Source organism: Streptococcus oralis ATCC 35037 (genome assembly GCF_900637025.1).
GTDB classification, from domain to species: Bacteria; Bacillota; Bacilli; order Lactobacillales; family Streptococcaceae; genus Streptococcus; species Streptococcus oralis.
In genome coordinates, this window is the sequence record NZ_LR134336.1 from 926,990 (window position 1) to 946,996 (window position 20,007).

Consider the following 20,007-nt stretch of genomic DNA (forward strand, 5'->3'; position numbering starts at 1 on the left):
CTTTAGTCGCCTTTATCTTCTTGAGGTGCTAAAAATACGGTAAAGGAGTATGTCTTGAAGAAGTTAGATCAAAACCAAGCCCCAATTTACGAGGCCTTGGTCAAGCTACGCAAGAAAAGGATTGTCCCCTTTGATGTGCCAGGTCACAAGCGTGGACGAGGAAATCCAGAACTTGTCGAACTGTTAGGGGAAAAATGTGTTGGCATTGATGTCAATTCGATGAAACCCTTGGATAATCTTGGTCATCCCATTTCGATTATTCGTGATGCGGAGGAATTGGCTGCAGATGCTTTTGGTGCAGCCCATGCCTTTCTCATGATTGGTGGAACAACTTCATCGGTGCAGACTATGATTCTTTCCACCTGTAAGGCAGGAGATAAGATTATTCTACCGAGAAATGTCCATAAATCTGCCATCAATGCGCTGGTTCTATGTGGTGCCATTCCAATCTATATCGAGATGAGTGTAGATCCTAAAATCGGCATCGCTTTAGGTCTTGAAAATGACCGTGTTGCACAGGCAATTAAGGAGCATCCAGATGCCAAGGCTATTTTGATTAACAATCCTACTTACTATGGAATTTGTTCAGACCTCAAGGGTTTAACGGAAATGGCTCACGAAGCTGGCATGATGGTTTTAGTAGATGAAGCCCATGGAGCGCATTTGCATTTTACAGATAAATTGCCACTATCTGCTATGGATGCTGGAGCTGATATGGCGGCGGTCTCTATGCATAAGTCTGGTGGGAGTTTGACCCAGAGCTCCATCCTGCTTATCGGGGAGCAGATGAATCCTGAGTACGTTCGTCAGATTATCAACCTGACCCAGTCAACATCAGCATCTTACTTGTTGATGGCTAGTCTGGATATTTCACGTCGTAACTTAGCCCTTCGTGGCAAAGAGTCTTTTGAGAAAGTCATTGAGCTATCCGAATACGCTCGTCGTGAAATCAATGCTATCGGTGGTTACTATGCCTACTCAAAAGAGCTCATAGACGGTGTTTCGGTCTGTGATTTTGACGTGACCAAGCTGTCAGTTTACACTCAGGGGATTGGCTTAACAGGTATCGAAGTTTATGACCTCCTGCGAGACGAATACGATATTCAGATCGAATTTGGTGATATTGGGAATATCTTAGCTTATATTTCGATTGGTGACCGCATCCAAGACATCGAACGTTTGGTCGGTGCTTTGGCGGATATCAAGAGACTCTACTCAAGAGATGGAAAAGATTTGATTGCTGGAGAATATATCCAGCCCGAGTTAGTGCTGTCTCCACAAGAAGCCTTTTATTCAGAGAGAAAAAGTTTGACCTTGGCTGATTCTGTTGGACATGTCTGTGGGGAATTTGTCATGTGCTATCCTCCAGGCATCCCAATCCTAGCACCAGGTGAACGGATTACACGAGAGATTGTGGATTATATCCAATTTGCCAAAGAACGTGGTTGCTCCCTCCAAGGAACGGAAGATCCAGATGTCAATCACATCAACGTCATTAAGAGAAAGGAGAACTAGATGGATTTATGGTTTTCTGAAGTTCATACTCCAGATGTGAAATTGTCCCTGAGAACAGCCAAGCAACTCTACGCTGGTAAGAGTGAATGGCAGGATATCGAAGTATTAGATACGCCAGCTTTTGGGAAAATACTGATTTTAAATGGGCACGTCTTGTTTTCAGATGCGGATGATTTTGTCTACAACGAAATGACGGTCCACGTTCCCATGGCTGTCCACCCAAATCCAAAGAAAGTCTTGGTTATTGGGGGTGGTGACGGCGGTGTTGCCCAAGTATTAACCCTCTATCCAGAATTGGAACAAATCGATATTGTAGAACCAGATGAGATGTTGGTTGAGGTTTGTCGTGAGTATTTCCCAGACTTTGCTGCAGGGCTAGATGATCCTCGTGTTACCATTTACTACCAAAATGGTTTACGCTTTTTACGAAACTGTGAGGATGATTACGATATCATTATCAACGATGCGACAGATCCATTTGGACATACGGAAGGGCTCTTTACCAAGGAATTTTACGGTAACAGTTACAGAGCTCTGAAGGAAGACGGGATCATGATTTACCAGCATGGGAGTCCTTTCTTTGACGAAGATGAGTCAGCTTGCCGAAGTATGCACCGCAAGGTCAATCAAGCCTTTCCAATTAGCCGTGTTTATCAGGCACACATCCCAACCAGTCCAGCTGGCTATTGGCTGTTTGGATTTGCATCGAAAAAATACCACCCTGTCAAAGATTTTGACAAGGAAGGCTGGAGAAAACGCCAGCTTTTCACAGAATACTACACTGCAAACTTACATGTGGGGGCCTTTATGTTGCCCAAGTATGTAGAAGACATTTTAGAAGAAGAGGAAGGAAAAAAATGAGTCGTTTATTAGTTATTGGATGTGGGGGCGTTGCCCAAGTTGCTATTTCAAAGATTTGCCAAGATAGCGAAACCTTTAAAGAAATTATGATTGCTAGCCGTACCAAGTCAAAATGTGATGACTTGAAAGCTAAACTAGAAGGCAAAACAAGTACTAAGATTGAGACAGCTGCTCTTGATGCAGACAAGGTAGAAGAAGTGGTTGCCTTGATTGAAAGCTACAAGCCAGAAGCCGTTTTGAACGTAGCTTTACCATACCAAGACTTGACCATTATGGATGCTTGTTTAGCGACTGGAGTTCACTATATCGACACAGCTAACTACGAGGCAGAGGATACAGAAGATCCTGAGTGGCGTGCCATCTACGAAAAACGCTGCAAGGAACTTGGTTTTACAGCCTACTTTGACTACTCATGGCAGTGGGCTTATCAGGAAAAATTCAAAGAAGCAGGCTTGACTGCTCTGCTTGGATCTGGCTTTGACCCAGGTGTAACCAGCGTTTTTTCAGCTTACGCCCTTAAACATTATTTTGATGAAATCCACTATATCGATATTTTAGACTGTAATGGTGGTGACCACGGTTATCCATTTGCAACTAACTTTAACCCAGAAATCAATCTACGCGAGGTTTCTGCACCAGGTTCTTACTGGGAAGATGGAAAATGGGTCGAAGTTGAAGCAATGTCTATCAAACGTGAGTATGATTTCCCTCAAGTTGGACAAAAAGACATGTATCTCCTTCATCACGAAGAAATTGAATCACTGGCTAAAAACATCCCAGGAGTTAAACGTATTCGTTTCTTCATGACTTTTGGTCAATCTTATCTAACGCATATGAAATGCTTGGAAAACGTTGGTCTCCTTCGTACGGATGCTATTAACTTTAATGGACAAGACATTGTGCCGATTCAATTCTTAAAAGCCTTGCTTCCTGATCCTGCCAGCCTTGGCCCACGCACTGTTGGAAAAACCAATATCGGCTGTATCTTTACAGGTGTCAAAGACGGTGTTGAAAAGACCATCTATATCTACAATGTTTGCGACCATCAGGAATGTTACGCAGAAGTTGGTTCACAAGCCATTTCTTACACGACTGGTGTTCCAGCCATGATTGGGACAAAATTAGTGATGAATGGTACTTGGAAACAACCTGGGGTTTATAATCTTGAAGAATTGGATCCAGATCCATTTATGGAAGCTTTGAATGAGTATGGCTTGCCTTGGGTTGTGGTTGAAAATCCGCAAATGGTGGACTAATGAAGTTAGAACAAGTACCAACACCAGCCTACGTCATTGACTTAGCCAAACTAGAGGAAAATTGCCGGATTTTACAGCAAGTTCAGGAAGAAGCGGGCTGCAAGGTTTTACTTGCTCAGAAGGCTTATTCCCTCTATAAAACCTATCCTTTGATTAGCCAGTATCTTTCTGGTACAACTGCAAGTGGTCTCTATGAGGCCAAGTTAGCTAGAGAAGAGTTCCCGGGAGAAGTCCATGTCTTTGCGCCAGCTTTCAAGGATGTGGACATGGAGGAATTGCTTGAGATAACGGACCATATCGTTTTTAACTCGGAGAGACAGTTGCGTAAACATGGTCCTCGTTGTCGAGATGCTGGTATCAGTGTAGGCTTGCGCCTCAACCCTCAGTGTTCAACCCAAGGTGATCACGCGCTCTATGATCCTTGTGCACCTGGCTCTCGCTTTGGCGTGACACTTGATAAAATTCCTAGTGATTTGTTGGATTTAGTGGACGGACTTCATTTTCACACCCTTTGTGAGCAGGGGGCAGATGATTTACAGACAACTTTGAAAGCTGTAGAAACGCAGTTTGGTCCCTACTTACATAAGGTCAAATGGCTCAATATGGGGGGCGGACACCACATCACAATAGAAGGTTACGATGTGGATTTGCTGATTTCTGAAATCAAGCGTATCCGAGAAACTTACCATCTTGAGGTCTATATCGAGCCCGGGGAAGCCATTGCGCTCAATGCGGGTTATCTAGCAACTGAAGTATTGGATATTGTCGAAAATGGTATGGAGATCTTAGTTTTAGATGCCTCCGCGACCTGCCATATGCCAGATGTACTTGAAATGCCCTATCGTCCACCTTTGAGAAACGGATTTGATGCGCGTGAAAAAGCCCATACTTATAGGCTTTCTTCTAATACCTGTCTGACGGGCGACGTGATTGGAGATTATAGCTTTGAAAATCCAGTCCAAATAGGTGATAAGCTTTATTTCGAAGACATGGCAATCTACTCCTTTGTTAAAAATAATACCTTTAATGGTATTGGCTTGCCAAGTCTCTATCTCATGGACGAGCGAGGTGACTGTAGTCTAGTCAAAGCCTTCGGCTACCAAGACTTTAAAGGGAGATTATCATGATAGAAACTCCGAAAAAAGCAGGCTATCGTATGCCAGCAGAGTACGAACCACACCATGGTACCCTCATGATATGGCCGACTCGACCAGGTTCATGGCCCTTCCAAGGAAAGGCTGCCAAAAGAGCATTTAGCCAGATTATCAAGACCATAGCAGAAGGGGAAAGAGTCTATCTTTTGGTGGAGCAGGATTATCTATCTGAAGCCCAATCCTATCTAGGAGACAAGGTTGTTTATTTAGATATTCCTACTAATGATGCCTGGGCGCGTGATACTGGGCCGACCATTCTCATCAATGATAAAAAAGAAAAGTTGGCAGTCGACTGGTCTTTTAATGCATGGGGTGGCGCTGTAGATGGTCTTTATCAAGATTATGAAGAGGATAACCAGGTAGCCAGTCGTTTTGCTGAGGCCTTGGAAATGCCTGTCTATGATGCTAAACCTTTTGTACTGGAAGGCGGAGCAATCCATAGCGATGGTCAAGGAACCATTCTTGTGACTGAAAGTTGCCTACTAAGCGCTGGTCGCAATCCTCATCTCAGTAAAGAGGAAATCGAGAGAAGATTATTGAACTATCTTGGCGCTGAAAAAGTTGTCTGGCTTCCTTATGGTATTTATCAGGACGAAACCAATGAACACGTTGATAATGTTGCAGCCTTTGTCGGTCCTGCAGAGCTTGTCTTGGCTTGGACAGATGATCAAAATGATCCTCAGTATGCCATGTCAGCAGCTGATTTAGAGCTTTTAGAGAAGGAAACGGATGCAAAAGGTCGTCCCTTCACTATTCATAAGCTTCCTATCCCAACTATTCGTCAGGTTGTCACTAAGGAGGATTTACCAGGTTATACCTATGAAGATGGGGAAGAGGAGCGTTATGAGGGCGAGCGTCTTGCAGCTTCCTATGTCAATTTCTATATTGCCAACAAGTCTGTCTTAGTTCCACAATTTGAGGATGTAAACGACCAGGTTGCCCTAGATATCCTCAGCAAGTGTTTCCCAGACCGAAAAGTTGTCGGAATACCAGCCAGGGATATTCTCTTAGGTGGTGGCAATATCCACTGTATCACCCAACAAATCCCAGAATAGGAGAAAAAGATGAGAAATGTTAGAGTTGCAGCGATCCAGATGCAATGTGCCAAGGATGTGGCAACAAATATCCAAACAGCAGAGCGTTTAGTACGTCAAGCTGCAGAACAAGGCGCACAAATTATTCTCTTGCCTGAATTATTTGAACTCCCTTATTTCTGTCAGGAACGCCAGTATGACTACTACCAGTATGCCCAGTCGGTGATAGAAAATACAGCCATTCAGCATTTTAAAGTGATTGCTAAGGAACTACAGGTTGTTCTGCCGATTAGTTTCTACGAAAAAGATGGCAATGTCTTGTATAACTCAATCGCCGTCATTGATGCAGATGGAGAGGTGCTGGGCGTTTATCGGAAGACCCACATACCAGATGACCATTATTATCAAGAAAAATTTTACTTTACGCCTGGTAACACAGGTTTCAAGGTCTGGGACACTCGTTATGCTAAGATTGGAATTGGTATCTGTTGGGATCAATGGTTCCCTGAAACAGCCCGTTGTCTTGCATTGAATGGGGCAGAATTGCTTTTTTACCCAACAGCTATTGGTTCAGAGCCAATTTTGGATACAGATAGTTGTGGTCACTGGCAACGTACTATGCAAGGTCACGCAGCAGCTAATATTGTCCCAGTCATTGCAGCCAATCGTTACGGTTTGGAAGAAGTCACTCCTAGTGAGGAAAATGGTGGACAAAATTCCAGTCTTGACTTCTACGGTTCGTCCTTTATGACGGATGAAACAGGAGCTATTCTAGAACGAGCTGAAAGACAAGAAGAAGCTGTTCTGTTAGCTACTTATGACCTAGACAAGGGAGCAAGCGAGCGCCTAAATTGGGGACTGTTTCGAGATAGAAGACCAGAAATGTATCAACGGATTATGGACTAGAAGATACATTTCATAATCATTTTTTGATATTCACGCCTATCTTACAAAAATGTAAGATAGGCTTTTTAAATGTAAGATGGGTGTACGATTATACGTGGAAATGTATGCTATACTCTATGTAGATCAAAAAGAAAGAGGTTTATTATGAAAAAATGGAATGCGACGCAGTTGAAGTATCTGATGGCGGCAGTAATGGTTCTAGATCATATTCCGCATATTACCGGGATCGTTTCTCCTCTGTGGGAAGGTATCTTTCACGCCTTGACCCGTTGTGTGGGAGTTTGGTTTGCATATATGGCTATGGAAGGATTCATCCATACTCGAAATTTGAAAAACTACCTCATCCGCCTTTGGAGTTGGGCGCTGATCATGTTTGCTGGAAATAGCCTCCTCAATGCCCTATTTGCATCCAAAGGAGTAATGGTCAATAATAACATTTTCCTGACTTTGGCCATCGGTGTCACCATGCTTTGGATTGGTTTTCCCAGAAAAGAGCTGGATAAAAAAGAGAAGTTGTGGCGTCGGATTGGGCTTGCTGGGCTCTTGATTTTCGGTTGTCTTTTTACCGAGGGTGGTATCACCATGCTACCATTTCTCTTGATTAGTTACTCTTGCCGAAATCGTAAGGGCTTGCGAAATCTCCTCTATGCCTTTCTGTGGGCCTTCTTGTTAGTGACTTCCATCCAAATCTACGACACATGGTACCAAACACTGGAAATGATGCTTTTCAATTCTGACTGGCTCTTTATCACCGTATTTCCTTTTATTGCCTTGTATAATGGACAGCGAGGAAAAGAAACTAGTTGGAGTAAATATTTCTTTTATATTTTCTACCCAGCTCATCTATGGATTATAGCCTTGATTGCCTATTTGGTTAAGTAGATTCAATATCCATTAGCTCCTTCTTGCTTAAAATGTGAGAGGAGCTTTTCTGTATCTGGATTTCCTAATAAAACATGTTATAATAGTTTTAGAAAGGACGAGGTTTATGGCGAACATACTTGTAGTTGAAGATAATAATGAAATCCAGGAAATTTTAAGAACCCTTCTTACAGAGGAACACGAGGTGATTCAAGCATTTTCTGGGACAGAAGGTATCATGCAATTTGACAAAGGTGGCATCGATCTCGTCTTGCTAGATATCATGCTACCTGGGAAAAATGGTGACCAAGTCTTGCAAGCTATTCGACAAACGAGTCAGACTCCGGTCATCATGCTCACTGCTTTGGGTGATAAAAAGCTCATCAGCCAATATCTCCTAGATGGTGCCAATGATTATGTAGTAAAACCTTTTGATTTGGACGAAGTCTTTGCCAGAGTCACTGTGCAATTACGCCAAAGTGGTGAACATCAGTCAGAAGATCGAAGAGAAATTGATAACCTCGTACAAAGCTTTAAAAATATCCAGTTTGATGCGGATAGTTTTGAAATAAGTAACGCAACTGAAACCATTCGCCTTGCAAAGAAAGAGTGTCAGATTCTCCAAATGTTGCTCCAGCATCCTAAAAAGATCTTCACCAAAGAAGAACTCTATGAATTGATTTGGGAAGAAAGTTACCTGCCTGGAGACAATACGCTCAACACCCATCTAAGCAATCTCCGTAAAAAACTGCATCAACTGGATCCAAATCACGAGTACATCGAAACCATTTGGGGAGTTGGTGTTCGATTAAAAGGAGATAAGTAATGATTTACATTTTGATATCTATATTGCTCCTTACTAATATTATTTTGGCGATTTTTTTGATTCGCTATCATATAGCAATTAGAGATTTAAGCAGACAAATTGAAGAAAAGATTCGCTCTGGTAGCATGAAGAGGATCGGTGTAAATTTCTTTTCAAAGACCATTTTGCGTCTACATAACCAAATTGAGAATCTATTTCAAGAAGTGGAGCAAAACCAACTAATCATGAAGCGTGAAAAACGCACCCTAGATATGGCAATCAGTAACATTGCTCATGATATTCGGACACCTTTAACAATCGCTTCAGGATATACTCAACAACTAATAAAACATCCCGATAATAGTCAGGAAACTTTAAGCAAAATAGCCCATCATCAGGAACTGGTTTCCAAACGTTTGGAGGCCCTCCTAGAATACCGTCATTTGATGGAAGGAGCAGTCAAACCGAAACTGGAAGAACTTGATTTATCAACTTTTATAACGAAAAAGACTTTAGCTTATTACGACGTTTTTCAATCTTTACAGATTATTCTTGATTTTAATGTTGAACCAGGATTGAAAACGGCGACTGATGAGGACTTGCTTGATCGAATTATACAAAACCTCCTTGGAAATGTTCTCAAGCACGGTAAGGAGAAGGCACGACTTTCTTTGAAAAAGGAAGAAAATAGGCTTGTTTTGGAAATTGCTAATCTAGTCAAAAAAACTATCAAGAATATAGACAATCTCAGCAATCGTTTTTATTCTGAAAATATGTCGGATACTGAAGAATCCTCTGGTTTAGGTCTCTATATTACTGAGGAATTAGTTCATCTTCTTGGAGCGGATATGAAGCTAGCCACTGATGGAGAATGGTTTTCGGTCTTTATTTATCTTTAACAGAAGAAACCTCCTCTATATCCTAGAGGAGGTCCTTTTTATAAGCTCTTCTTCTTGAAAACGGTAAGGCCACTAAGAGAGAAGAAAAGTATGATAGCGATGCAAACCGTGATGGTATAGAGAATAGCTTGACTATCAGCAGTCATGGCATAGGCAAAATTTAAGCTCAGATATCGTAAAATTTCGATATTTGGAAAGATAAGCATTGGCATAGAAAGGATGATAGAGGTAACTAGATAGCCGATAAATACGGCAAGATAGGAGTGAGTCACATAGAGAATAAAGGAAATAATCGAAAGCCAGGCGAGGAGGCAGAGAAATTGAAGGAAAATCATTAAGAGGAGATTAGCAATAAAACCATCAGGTATCGTACCAAGTCCGTTTAATAGAGTCGCGGGAACAAAAGCAATCACAAGGCTGGCGATGAGTTGTAAGAGAGCGATACTTGCTAGAACAAAGAATTTAGCAAGGAAAAATTCTGTGCGAGAAACACCGACTGTCAAACTATTTTTATAAAGCTTGCCGATTAAATCCACTCCGAGAACTAAACATGTTAGTATAATGCAGAGAAAAACGAGGTTTGAATCATTGCTAGACGCATTGATTAGAGCTTCTATCCCATTCCAACCATGGGTAGGAGTCTCTGGTGGTGTTGTATTTACTGACATTAAATGTCCTGTAGCCCCGATAGTGGCACCCATTAGCAAGAGGACAAAGAGAATGAATTCTGTAATCCAAAATCCTTTGGAGCGGAAAAGACGGTAAAAATCTGCTTGAATGGTATGTATCATGATTTTTCTCCTATTCTACCAATTGTGTGAAGTATTCTTCTAGGTTTTGACGGGCAAAGTATATCTCATCAATAGCAACATCGGACAAAGTTAGTTGCTTAAGAATCTGTTTGACATCTTGTTCATTACCAAAGATATGGATTTCATTGTCAGGATTGACAACCTTACACTGGAGCTGGATTTGTTCTTTCAATACCTGACAAGCTCTTTCTTTATCGCTTGTTTTAAGCACAATATAATCCTCACTCAGTGTTTCAAATTCAGCTTTACTGATTTCACGGATAATCTTACCTTGATCCAGAATACCAAAGCGATTAGCTAAGAGATAGAGTTCTGACAAGATATGGCTAGAGATGAGGATAGTTATTCCTTTTTCTTGATTGAGTCGCTGGATCATGAGACGAAATTCTTTGATTCCAATCGGATCGAGACCATTAATAGGTTCATCAAGAATCAGGAAGTCGGGTTTGGATAGGAGGGCAATGGCGATGCCAAGCCTTTGTTTCATTCCTAGTGAGAAATCACGAAAGACTTTTTTCCCTGTATCTGACAAGCCAACATAGTCCAAGGTTTCATGAATCACCTTATCAGCATTTGGAATATGACGTATCATACAATAATATTTAAGGTTTTGATAAGCTGTCAAGTGATTGTGAGCTACAGGTGATTCGATAACAGAACCAACTCGAGATAAAGCCTTGGTCCACTCATTTTCTTCTTGGCTAGAAAAGAGGGAAACTGTACCTTTGTCAGCAAACAATAATTGTGTAATGATTTTAATAAGAGTAGTTTTACCTGCTCCATTTTTTCCAATTAGACCATAAATATCTCCCTCTTTTATGGTTAGACTAAGATCTTGAAGAATAGCTTGTTGGCCGAATTGTTTGGTCAGTCCATGAATTTCGAGTACTGTTTTCATGATTTTCTCCTTTTGATTTATTTTTCTAACTTTAGTATAAGCTATAGAAATCAAAGAAACATCAAGTAATTCTAAAGAGTTTCTAAAGTTTTGTAATTCTTAAAAGAAACAAAACCCAGTTGACATGAACTGGGCTTCTCAATTATAAAATATACTTCTCAATGGCACGCGCAACGCCGTCTTCTTCGTTGCTGGTTGTAACGTCATTGGCTAAGGATTTGACATGGTCGCTGGCATTTCCCATAGCAATGCCAAGTCCTGCAAACTGAAGCATTTCGATATCGTTATTGGCATCGCCCATGGCCATAATTTCTGAGGGCTCGATCTTCAAAATCGCTGCTAGTCGAGAAAGAGCAGTAGCCTTTGTTGTTCCAAGTGGCATAGCTTCATAAATGACAGGCTGCGAACGAACACCGCTGAACCGTTGGCATAGTTCTGTCGCAAAACGCTGCTCAAAATCGTCTGTTTGCTCTTTTGTTCCTAAAAACATGCCTTGGAACATCCGATACTTGCCACTAGTCGCGTCCTCAAGGGAGATTTCAGTCAGGTCTGAAAAGACGAGCTTGGCATCATTTTGAACGATTTGATTAGGCTTGCCACCGAGAACAAAATAATGTTCCTCATCAAAAAGAGTTAACTGGACGTCGCTTTTTTCTGCTAAGTCATATAGGTATTCAATGTCAGCTGGACTGAGTTCTTGCCAGTCAACTAGACCCCAGTCACTGGTCTGGTGAGTTGAACAACCATTATTGACAATGACGTACTCATTCTGGAGGTCCAGTCCTAGTTTTTTATAGTAGGGAAGGACACCGAAAAGCGGGCGACCTGTACAGAGAACCAGTTTGACACCTTTTTCAATAGCTTGGTGAATGGCAGTGATGTGGGCTTGCGGGATTTCCTTGGCTTCGTTAAGGAGGGTTCCGTCCATATCCAAGGCAAGTAGTTTAATCATAAGACTTCCTTTTCTAGGTGTTTTGCTTTTATTATAGCATATAGACTATAAAATGTCTGACAGAATTGTAACATTTGACTTTCCTTTTCTTGAAAAACAAAGTAAATTCTTATATAATATGTATACTTAATATTTAAGGAGAAATAATGACAAAGTATCACTTTAATTCAATTTACAAAAATGATGAAACAGAGTCTACAGGTCTTCTTTTCATCAAAGTCTACAACAAATGGGAAAGCAACTTAAAAAGAGTTTTGAAATCAGTTGACCTCACTTTGCCTCAGTTTATCGTTTTGACTTCGCTCTTGTTTCTGAGCAATAGAGAGGAATATGTAACGCAAGTTGATATCGCACGGTTCACTGGTATGGATGTTATGACGGTTTCCCAGATTGTTAGGCTACTGGAGAAGAAAGACTACATTAAACGTGATCAACATCCAAAGGATAGTCGGGCAAAACTGGTCTCAGTGACGAAGTCTGGCGCGGAGAAGGTCAATCAAGCTTTACCTTTAGTAGAAGGTGTTGATGAAGAATTTTTTGAAAAACTATCTAACGATAGAGAAGTTTTTAATCGCTTTTTAGTAGAGTTGGAGGATAAAAATGCCTAGATATTGGGTAGGAGTTGTTTCGCAGAACCATGTTTTAAGAGGAGTTGAAGGAAATTTTTGTCAGGTCTGTCATGGAAAGAGCGGACCCTTAAATCGTATGAAAAAAGGAGACTACCTTTTATACTATAGCCCAAAATACGATATGAATGGTCAAGATAAGTTACAGGCTTTTGTGGCCGTAGGTAAAATTATAGACGATAAGGCCTATCAAGTAGAGCAATTCGAAGGATTCTTTCCCTTTAGACGAAATGTTGAGTATTATCAGCCAGTCAAAGATTGTTCCATAGAAGTAGCCAGACAACATCCTGAATGGAAAGACTATACTTCTCGACTTCGTTATGGGCATTTTGAAGTTTCCAAAGACTTTTTTCTCTATATCTTTCAGCATATGAAAGTGGATGATGAAGGATGATTGATTTGCTAATTAAATGATTGTCAACTAGAATTTTGGATTTGGACTGTGAAGCGAACTTTGCTATAATAGAGTAAGAAACTTTGATAAAGCAAACGAGGCTGAGATGAAATTACTTTATACTGATATTCGGACTTCTTTGACTGAAATTTTAACGAGAGAGGCAGAAGAGCTAGTTGCTGCAGGCAAGCGGGTTTTCTACATCGCCCCCAACTCTCTTTCATTTGAAAAGGAACGTGCCGTGCTGGAATGCTTGTCCCAGCAGGCTTCTTTTGCGATTACCGTTACGCGTTTCGCTCAAATGGCTCGTTACCTGGTCTTGAATGACTTGCCAGCTAAGACGAGTCTTGATGACATCGGGCTTGGGATGACTTTTTATAAATGCCTTGCCGAACTCGATCCCAAGGACTTGCGTGTTTATGGTGCGATTAAGCAGGATCCTCAATTTATCCAGCAGTTGATGGAACTTTATCATGAGATGACGACTGCTCAGATGAGCTTTTTGGACTTGGAAAGTTTGACTGATGAGGATAAACGAGCAGATTTACTCTTGATTTTTGAGAAAGTAACAGCCTATCTTAATCAAGGTCAGTTGGCTCAGGGAAGTCAGCTGTCCCATTTGATTGAGGCTATTGAGAATGACAAGGTAAGCAGTGATTTCAGTCAGATTGCCTTGGTTATTGATGGATTTACCCGTTTTTCTGCCGAGGAAGAGCGTGTAGTGGATCTGCTTCATCGAAAAGGTGTCGAGATTGTCATTGGTGCTTATGCAAGCAAGAAAGCCTATATCAGTCCGTTCACTGAAGGTAATCTCTATCAAGCCAGTGTGGAATTTCTTCATCATTTGGGGGCAAAATACCAAACACCTGCTCAGGATCGTTCTCAGACTCATGAGAAAATGGATAGTTTTGACAAGGCTTCTCGTTTGCTAGAGTCTTCTTATGACTTTTCAGAACTCGCTTTAGATGTTGATGAGAAGGATCGTGAAAATCTGCAAATCTGGTCCTGCTTGACGCAAAAAGAGGAGTTGGAGTTAGTAGCGCGTAGCATTCGTCAGAAATTACATGACCATCCAGAACTGAGTTACAAGAATTTCCGTATTTTGCTGGGGGATGTGGCATCTTACCGGCTATCACTGAAAACTATTTTTGACCAGTACCAGATTCCTTTCTATCTTGGTAGAAGTGAATCCATGTCCCATCATCCCTTAACCCAGTATGCCGAATCTATTTTGCGTTTGAAACGCTACCGTTTTCGTCAGGAGGATTTGATTAATCTCCTCAGAACTGGTCTGTATACTGACCTTAGCCAAGCGGATATTGATGCTTTTGAGCAATATCTCCGCTATCTTGGTATCAATGGCTTGCCATCTTATCAGCAGACCTTTACCAAATCCCACCATGGAAAATTTGATTTAGAGCGTTTAAATTCTCTTCGTCTGCGCGTTTTGGCGCCACTTGAAACCTTATTTGCCAGTCGAAAACAAAAGGCTGAAAATCTCTTGCAAAAGTGGAATGCTTTTCTAAAAAATGCTGCTTTAAGCAAGCAGATGCAAGAATTGACAGCTACTATGGAAACTCTAGAACAGGAAAGACAAGCCGAAGTTTGGAAAGCCTTCTGCCATGTTTTAGAACAATTTGCGACCGTTTTTGCCGGTTCACAAGTTAGTCTAGAGGACTTCCTGTCCTTGCTTCATTCTGGGATGAGTTTGTCCCAGTATCGCACCATTCCAGCAACTGTTGATACTGTTCTGGTGCAGAGTTATGATTTGATTGCACCTATGACCGCTGACTTTGTCTACGCCATCGGGCTGACTCAGGATCATTTACCAAAAATTGCGCAAAACACCAGCCTGTTAACAGACGAAGAAAGACAAAGCCTAAACCAAGCGACTGAAGAGGGAGCACAATTACTGATTGCAAGTAGTGAAAACCTCAAGAAAAATCGCTACACCATGCTTTCCTTAGTCAATGCTGCCCGTAAACAATTGATTTTGTCAGCTCCAAGTCTTCTTAATGAAAATGAGAGCAAGGAATCAGCCTATCTTCAGGAACTGGTGGGTTTTGGATTTAGCCGGTTAGAGAAGAAGATTCATCAAAAAAGTCTGTCTAAGGATGATATGGGTTCATATCACAGTCTCTTGTCTAGTCTCGTTTCCTATCATCAGCAGGCGGGTTCTAGTGAAAATGAAGAAGATTTGACCTTTGTCAAGGTTCTGGCGCGTGTGATGGGGAAAAAACTTGACCAAAAAGGTCTTACAAATCCTGCACTCCCAACTAGCCCAAGCAGCAAGCCATTAGAGAAAGAGACCTTGCAGGCTCTCTATCCAGCTGACAAAGAGTTTTACCTGTCTACGTCTGGTTTGACAGAGTTTTACCGCAATGAATACAGTTATTTCCTCCGTTATGTCTTAGGTTTGCAGGAAGAATTGCGCCTGCGTCCAGATGCTCGCAGTCATGGGAATTTCTTGCACCGTATTTTGGAACGTGCCTTGAAACTACCTGCTGAAAATTCCTTTGATCAGCGTTTGGAACAAGCCATTAAGGAAACCAGCCAAGAACGCGAATTTGAAGCTATTTATCAAGAAAGTTTGGAAGCCCAATTTACCAAGGAAGTTCTTCTTGATGTTGCTCGGACAACTGGGCATATCCTCCGCCATAATCCAGCCATTGAAACCATCCAAGAGGAAGCAACATTTGGTGGTAAAGATCAGGCCTTTATTCAATTGGATAATGGTCGGAGTGTCCATGTGCGAGGCAAGGTTGACCGTATTGACCGCCTGAAAGCTGATGGAGCACTGGGAGTGGTGGACTACAAGTCTAGTCTGACTCAGTTCCAGTTTCCTCATTTCTTTAATGGGCTTAATTCCCAACTGCCTACCTATCTTGCTGCCCTAAAAAGAGAAGGGGAGCAGGACTTTTTCGGAGCCATGTACTTGGAAATGGCTGAACCTGTCCAATCTCTGTTGACCGTTAAGAGTCTGGCAGGAGCAGTAGTAGAAGTCAGCAAATCAATGAAATACCAAGGACTCTTTTTAGAAAAAGAAAGCAGTCACTTGGGCGAATTTTACAACAAAAACAAGGCCAACCAGCTGACAGACGAGGAATTCCAGCTCTTATTGGACTACAATGCCCATCTTTACAAGAAGGCAGCTGAGAAGATTTTACAAGGCCAGTTCGCCATCAATCCCTATACCGAAAATGGCAGAAGCATTGCCCCATACGTTCAGCAACACCAAGCCATTACTGGATTTGAAGCAAATTACCACTTGGGACAAGCCCGTTTCCTTGAGAAATTAGACTTATCTGATGGCAAGCGTCTGGTAGGAGAAAAACTTAAGCAAGCTTGGTTTGAAAAAATGAGAGAGGAGTTGAATCGATGAAGCCCATTTCCTTTTTAACTGAGGAAGAAATTCAAAAACTGCAAGAAGCAGAAGCGAGTTCGAACAAGGAACAAAAGAAAACAGCTGAGCAAATCGAAGCCATTTATACCGCAGGGCAAAATATCCTTGTTTCAGCGTCTGCTGGTTCAGGGAAGACCTTTGTCATGGCCGAACGCATTCTGGATCAGTTAGCGCGTGGTGTAGAAATCAGCCAACTCTTTATCTCGACCTTTACCGTCAAGGCTGCTACAGAACTCAAAGAACGCTTGGAGAAAAAAATCAGCCAACAAATCCAAGAAGGTAACGATGTCGATCTCAAACAACACTTGGGACGCCAGTTGGCAGACCTGCCAAACGCTGCCATCGGAACCATGGACTCCTTCACACAAAAATTCCTTGGCAAGCATGGTTATCTGATTGATATCGCACCGAACTTCCGTATTTTGCAAAATGAAAGTGAACAGTTAATCCTCAAAAATGAAGTTTTTCATCAGGTGTTTGAAGACCATTACCAAGGTGAGAATAAAGAGAAATTTAGCCGTTTGGTGAAGAACTTTGCTGGGCGTGGCAAGGATGAACGTGGTCTGCGCCAGCAAGTCTACAAAATCTATGATTTCCTTCAATCCACCAGCAGTCCCCAAAAATGGCTGAACGGGTCTTTCCTCAAAGGGTTTGAAAAAGCTGACTTTGCAAATGAAAAAGACAAACAAACTGAGCAAATCAAGCAGGCGCTTTGGGACATGGAAAGTTTCTTCCGTTATCATCTGGATAACGATGCCAAGGAGTTTCCAAAAGCTGCCTATTTAGAAGCTGTTCAACAGGTTCTGGATGAAATTAGCTCCTTAAATCAAGAGTCCGATAGCCAGGCTTATCAAGCAGTGCTTTCTCGTGTTGTCGCCATCTCGAAGGAGAAAAATGGTCGAGCTCTGGCTAACTCCAGTCGTAAGGCCGATTTAAAACCACTGGCTGATGCCTATAACGATGAGAGAAAGACCCAGTTTGCTAAACTAGGACAACTGTTAGATCAGATAACCATTCTCGACTATCAAGGGCGTTATCATAAAGATACCTGGGATCTAGCTAAAACCTTCCAAACCTTTATGAGTGATTTTGTGGAGGCTTATCGTGAACGTAAACGCCAAGAAAATGCCTTTGAATTTGCTGATATTAGTCATTACACCATTGAGATTTTAGAGAATTTCCCACAAGTCCGCGAGGCTTATCAGGAACGATTCCACGAAGTCATGGTCGATGAGTATCAGGATACTAACCACATTCAAGAACGGATGCTGGAATTGCTGTCGAATGGTCACAATCGCTTTATGGTGGGAGATATCAAGCAGTCTATCTACCGTTTCCGTCAGGCAGATCCCCAAATTTTCAATGAAAAATTTCAACGCTATGCGCAAAATCCTAAAGAGGGTAAGTTGATACTCCTCAAGGAAAATTTCCGTAGCAGTTCAGAAGTGCTATCAGCAACCAATGATGTTTTTGGACGTCTTATGGACCAAGAGGTCGGCGAAATCAACTATGATAGCATGCACCAGCTTGTTTTTGCTAATACCAAGCTGGCTCCTAATCCAGACAACAAGGCAGAATTTCTCCTCTACGATAAGGACGATAGTGGGCAAGAGGAGGAAGAGAGCCAAACAGAATCGAAACTAACTGGGGAAATGCGTCTGGTCATCAAGGAAATCTTGAAGCTCCATCAAGAGAAAGGTGTAGCCTTTAAGGAAATTGCCCTTTTGACTTCCAGTCGCAGTCGAAATGACCAGATTCTACTTGCCCTGTCTGAGTACGGAATTCCAGTTAAAACCGACGGTGAGCAAAACAACTACCTCCAATCCCTAGAAGTACAAGTCATGCTGGACACCCTGCGCGTCATTCACAATCCCCTGCAAGACTATGCCTTGGTAGCTCTGATGAAGTCTCCTATGTTTAGTTTCGATGAGGACGAGTTGGCACGCTTGTCCCTTCAGAAAATAGAAGATAAGGCCCAAGAAAATCTCTATGAGAAACTGGTCAATGCTCAAAAACTGGCAACAAGTCAGAAAAACTTGATTTATACAGCTCTAGCTGAAAAACTCAATCAATTCATGGATATTTTGGATTCTTGGCGCTTGTATGCCAAAACCCACTCTCTCTATGACTTGATTTGGAAGATTTACAACGACCGTTTTTACTATGACTATGTTGGAGCCCTGCCAAACGGTCCAGCTAGACAGGCCAATCTCTATGCCCTAGCTCTACGAGCTGACCAGTTTGAAAAGAGTAATTTCAAGGGCTTGTCTCGTTTTATCCGTATGATTGACCAAGTCCTAGAAGTCCAGCACGATCTCGCAAGTGTAGCCGTCGCACCGCCTAAAGATGCTGTGGAACTCTTGACCATTCACAAGAGCAAAGGACTGGAGTTTCCTTATGTCTTTATCCTCAACATGGATCAGGACTTCAACAAGCAAGACTCGATGTCAGACGTCATTCTCAGCCGTCAAAATGGGCTTGGTGTCAAATACATTGCCAAGGTGGAAACAGGAGCAGTGGAAGCACACTATCCTAAAACCATCAAACTCTCCATTCCTAGCCTGACCTATACGCAGAATGAGAAAGAACTGCAACTGGCTAGCTATTCAGAGCAGATGCGTCTGCTGTATGTTGCCATGACAAGGGCTGAGAAAAAGCTCTATCTTGTTGGCAAGGGCTCTCGCGAAAAGCTAGAAGCCAAGGAATACCCAGCAGCAAACAATGGAAAATTAGATAGCAATACCAGACTGCAAGCAAGAAATTTCCAAGATTGGGTCTGGGCTATCAGTAAAGTATTTACCAAGGACAATCTCAACTTTAGCTATCGTTTTGTTGGTGAAGACCTGTTGACTAGAGAAGCTATTGGTCAATTGGAAAACAAGAGCCCTCTCCAAGATAGCTCTCAAGCAGACAATCGCCAGTCAGAAACTATCAAAGAAGCTTTGGAAATGCTGAAAGAGGTGGAAGTTTATAATACTCTTCACCGCGCAGCCATTGAACTACCAAGTGTTCAAACCCCAAGCCAAATCAAGAAATTCTACGAACCGGTTATGGATATGGAAGGGGTAGAAATTACTAACCAAACTCAATCATCGGAAAAGAAAATCAGCTTTGATTTACCAGATTTTTCAACTAAAGAAAAGGTAACTGGAGCTGAGATTGGTAGTGCAACCCACGAACTCATGCAAAGAATTGACCTCATTCAGCAACCAACACTTGCTAGCCTGACAGAAACTCTCAAACAAGTTCAGACTAGTCCAGCTGTTAGAGACAAGATCAATCTTTCTAAAATTCTTGCCTTCTTTGATACAGCACTTGGTCAGGAAATTCTCGCTAATACCAGCCATCTTTACCGCGAGCAACCTTTCTCCATGCTCAAAAAAGATCAAAAGAGTAAGGAAGATTTCGTTGTCCGTGGAATCTTGGATGGCTATCTGCTTTATGAGGATCGCATCGTTCTTTTCGACTACAAAACAGACCGTTACGATGAACCAAGTCAACTCATAGACCGCTATCGTGGTCAGTTAGCCTTATACGGAGAGGCTTTATCTAGAGCCTATTCGATTGAAAACATAGAAAAATACTTGATTTTGCTCGGCAAAGACGAGGTTCAAGTTGTAAAAGTATAACC

Annotated in this window: 16 protein-coding genes; 13 read left to right on the top strand and 3 right to left on the bottom strand. The window is 41.9% G+C overall.

Translation table 11 applies throughout. The annotated features are described in order from the left end of the window. Window positions 1-54 precede the first annotated feature (54 nt). The 9 genes from EL140_RS04750 to EL140_RS04790 all read left to right on the top strand — a co-directional run bounded on the left by EL140_RS04750 (window position 55) and on the right by EL140_RS04790 (window position 9,291). Complete coding sequence (locus tag EL140_RS04750; protein ID WP_000732145.1) at window positions 55-1,515, top strand: aminotransferase class I/II-fold pyridoxal phosphate-dependent enzyme; 1,461 nt, start codon at window positions 55-57, stop codon at window positions 1,513-1,515. Beyond that, on the top strand, window positions 1,516-2,376 hold the full coding sequence (gene speE / locus EL140_RS04755; RefSeq protein WP_000366719.1) for a polyamine aminopropyltransferase: 861 nt from the start codon (window positions 1,516-1,518) through the stop codon (window positions 2,374-2,376). Further along, window positions 2,373-3,632: a saccharopine dehydrogenase family protein gene (locus EL140_RS04760; RefSeq protein ID WP_000088752.1), complete on the top strand. Its 1,260-nt coding sequence runs from the start codon at window positions 2,373-2,375 to the stop codon at window positions 3,630-3,632. The genes speE and EL140_RS04760 overlap by 4 nt, the downstream gene beginning before the upstream one ends. After that, window positions 3,632-4,759, top strand: a complete 1,128-nt coding sequence (gene nspC, locus EL140_RS04765; protein WP_000764385.1) for a carboxynorspermidine decarboxylase — start codon at window positions 3,632-3,634, stop codon at window positions 4,757-4,759. Before EL140_RS04760 ends, nspC begins: the two co-directional genes overlap by 1 nt. After that, entirely contained in the window at window positions 4,756-5,841 is a 1,086-nt protein-coding gene (aguA, locus tag EL140_RS04770; protein WP_000573463.1) for an agmatine deiminase, read from the top strand. Before nspC ends, aguA begins: the two co-directional genes overlap by 4 nt. A gap of 9 nt (window positions 5,842-5,850) precedes the next feature. Then, window positions 5,851-6,726 carry an N-carbamoylputrescine amidase gene (gene aguB, locus EL140_RS04775; RefSeq protein WP_001246734.1) on the top strand — a complete coding sequence of 292 codons (876 nt, stop codon included), beginning with the start codon at window positions 5,851-5,853 and terminating at the stop codon, window positions 6,724-6,726. Between the two features lie 144 nt (window positions 6,727-6,870). After that, window positions 6,871-7,608, top strand: a complete 738-nt coding sequence (locus EL140_RS04780) for a TraX family protein (protein ID WP_000759207.1) — start codon at window positions 6,871-6,873, stop codon at window positions 7,606-7,608. A 106-nt stretch (window positions 7,609-7,714) separates the two neighbouring features. Beyond that, window positions 7,715-8,413, top strand: coding sequence for a response regulator transcription factor (locus EL140_RS04785; protein WP_001284151.1), 699 nt, complete (start codon window positions 7,715-7,717; stop codon window positions 8,411-8,413). Then, window positions 8,413-9,291 (top strand): sensor histidine kinase, encoded by an 879-nt coding sequence (locus EL140_RS04790; protein WP_000639367.1) that lies wholly within the window; start codon window positions 8,413-8,415, stop codon window positions 9,289-9,291. The genes EL140_RS04785 and EL140_RS04790 overlap by 1 nt, the downstream gene beginning before the upstream one ends. Before the next feature lie 38 nt (window positions 9,292-9,329). On the opposite strand, the gene EL140_RS04795 is transcribed toward EL140_RS04790, so the two are convergent. The 3 genes from EL140_RS04795 to EL140_RS04805 all read right to left on the bottom strand — a co-directional run bounded on the left by EL140_RS04795 (window position 9,330) and on the right by EL140_RS04805 (window position 11,953). Continuing rightward, window positions 9,330-10,082, bottom strand: a complete 753-nt coding sequence (locus EL140_RS04795; protein WP_000581965.1) for an ABC transporter permease — start codon at window positions 10,080-10,082, stop codon at window positions 9,330-9,332. Between the two features lie 10 nt (window positions 10,083-10,092). After that, on the bottom strand, window positions 10,093-11,001 hold the full coding sequence (locus EL140_RS04800; RefSeq protein WP_000859679.1) for an ATP-binding cassette domain-containing protein: 909 nt from the start codon (window positions 10,999-11,001) through the stop codon (window positions 10,093-10,095). A 142-nt stretch (window positions 11,002-11,143) separates the two neighbouring features. Further along, window positions 11,144-11,953: a Cof-type HAD-IIB family hydrolase gene (locus tag EL140_RS04805; RefSeq protein WP_000593587.1), complete on the bottom strand. Its 810-nt coding sequence runs from the start codon at window positions 11,951-11,953 to the stop codon at window positions 11,144-11,146. Between the two features lie 146 nt (window positions 11,954-12,099). Here EL140_RS04805 and EL140_RS04810 point away from each other — a divergent pair, with 146 nt between their 5' ends. The 4 genes from EL140_RS04810 (at window position 12,100) to addA (ending at window position 20,005) form a co-directional block, all read left to right on the top strand. Next, window positions 12,100-12,561 carry a MarR family winged helix-turn-helix transcriptional regulator gene (locus tag EL140_RS04810; RefSeq protein WP_000170425.1) on the top strand — a complete coding sequence of 154 codons (462 nt, stop codon included), beginning with the start codon at window positions 12,100-12,102 and terminating at the stop codon, window positions 12,559-12,561. After that, window positions 12,554-12,973, top strand: a complete 420-nt coding sequence (locus EL140_RS04815) for an EVE domain-containing protein (RefSeq protein WP_001138501.1) — start codon at window positions 12,554-12,556, stop codon at window positions 12,971-12,973. Before EL140_RS04810 ends, EL140_RS04815 begins: the two co-directional genes overlap by 8 nt. A 106-nt stretch (window positions 12,974-13,079) precedes the next feature. Next, on the top strand, window positions 13,080-16,355 hold the full coding sequence (gene rexB / locus EL140_RS04820; protein WP_000772320.1) for an ATP-dependent nuclease subunit B: 3,276 nt from the start codon (window positions 13,080-13,082) through the stop codon (window positions 16,353-16,355). Continuing rightward, window positions 16,352-20,005, top strand: a complete 3,654-nt coding sequence (gene addA, locus EL140_RS04825) for a helicase-exonuclease AddAB subunit AddA (RefSeq protein ID WP_000802719.1) — start codon at window positions 16,352-16,354, stop codon at window positions 20,003-20,005. The genes rexB and addA overlap by 4 nt, the downstream gene beginning before the upstream one ends. Window positions 20,006-20,007 lie beyond the last annotated feature (2 nt).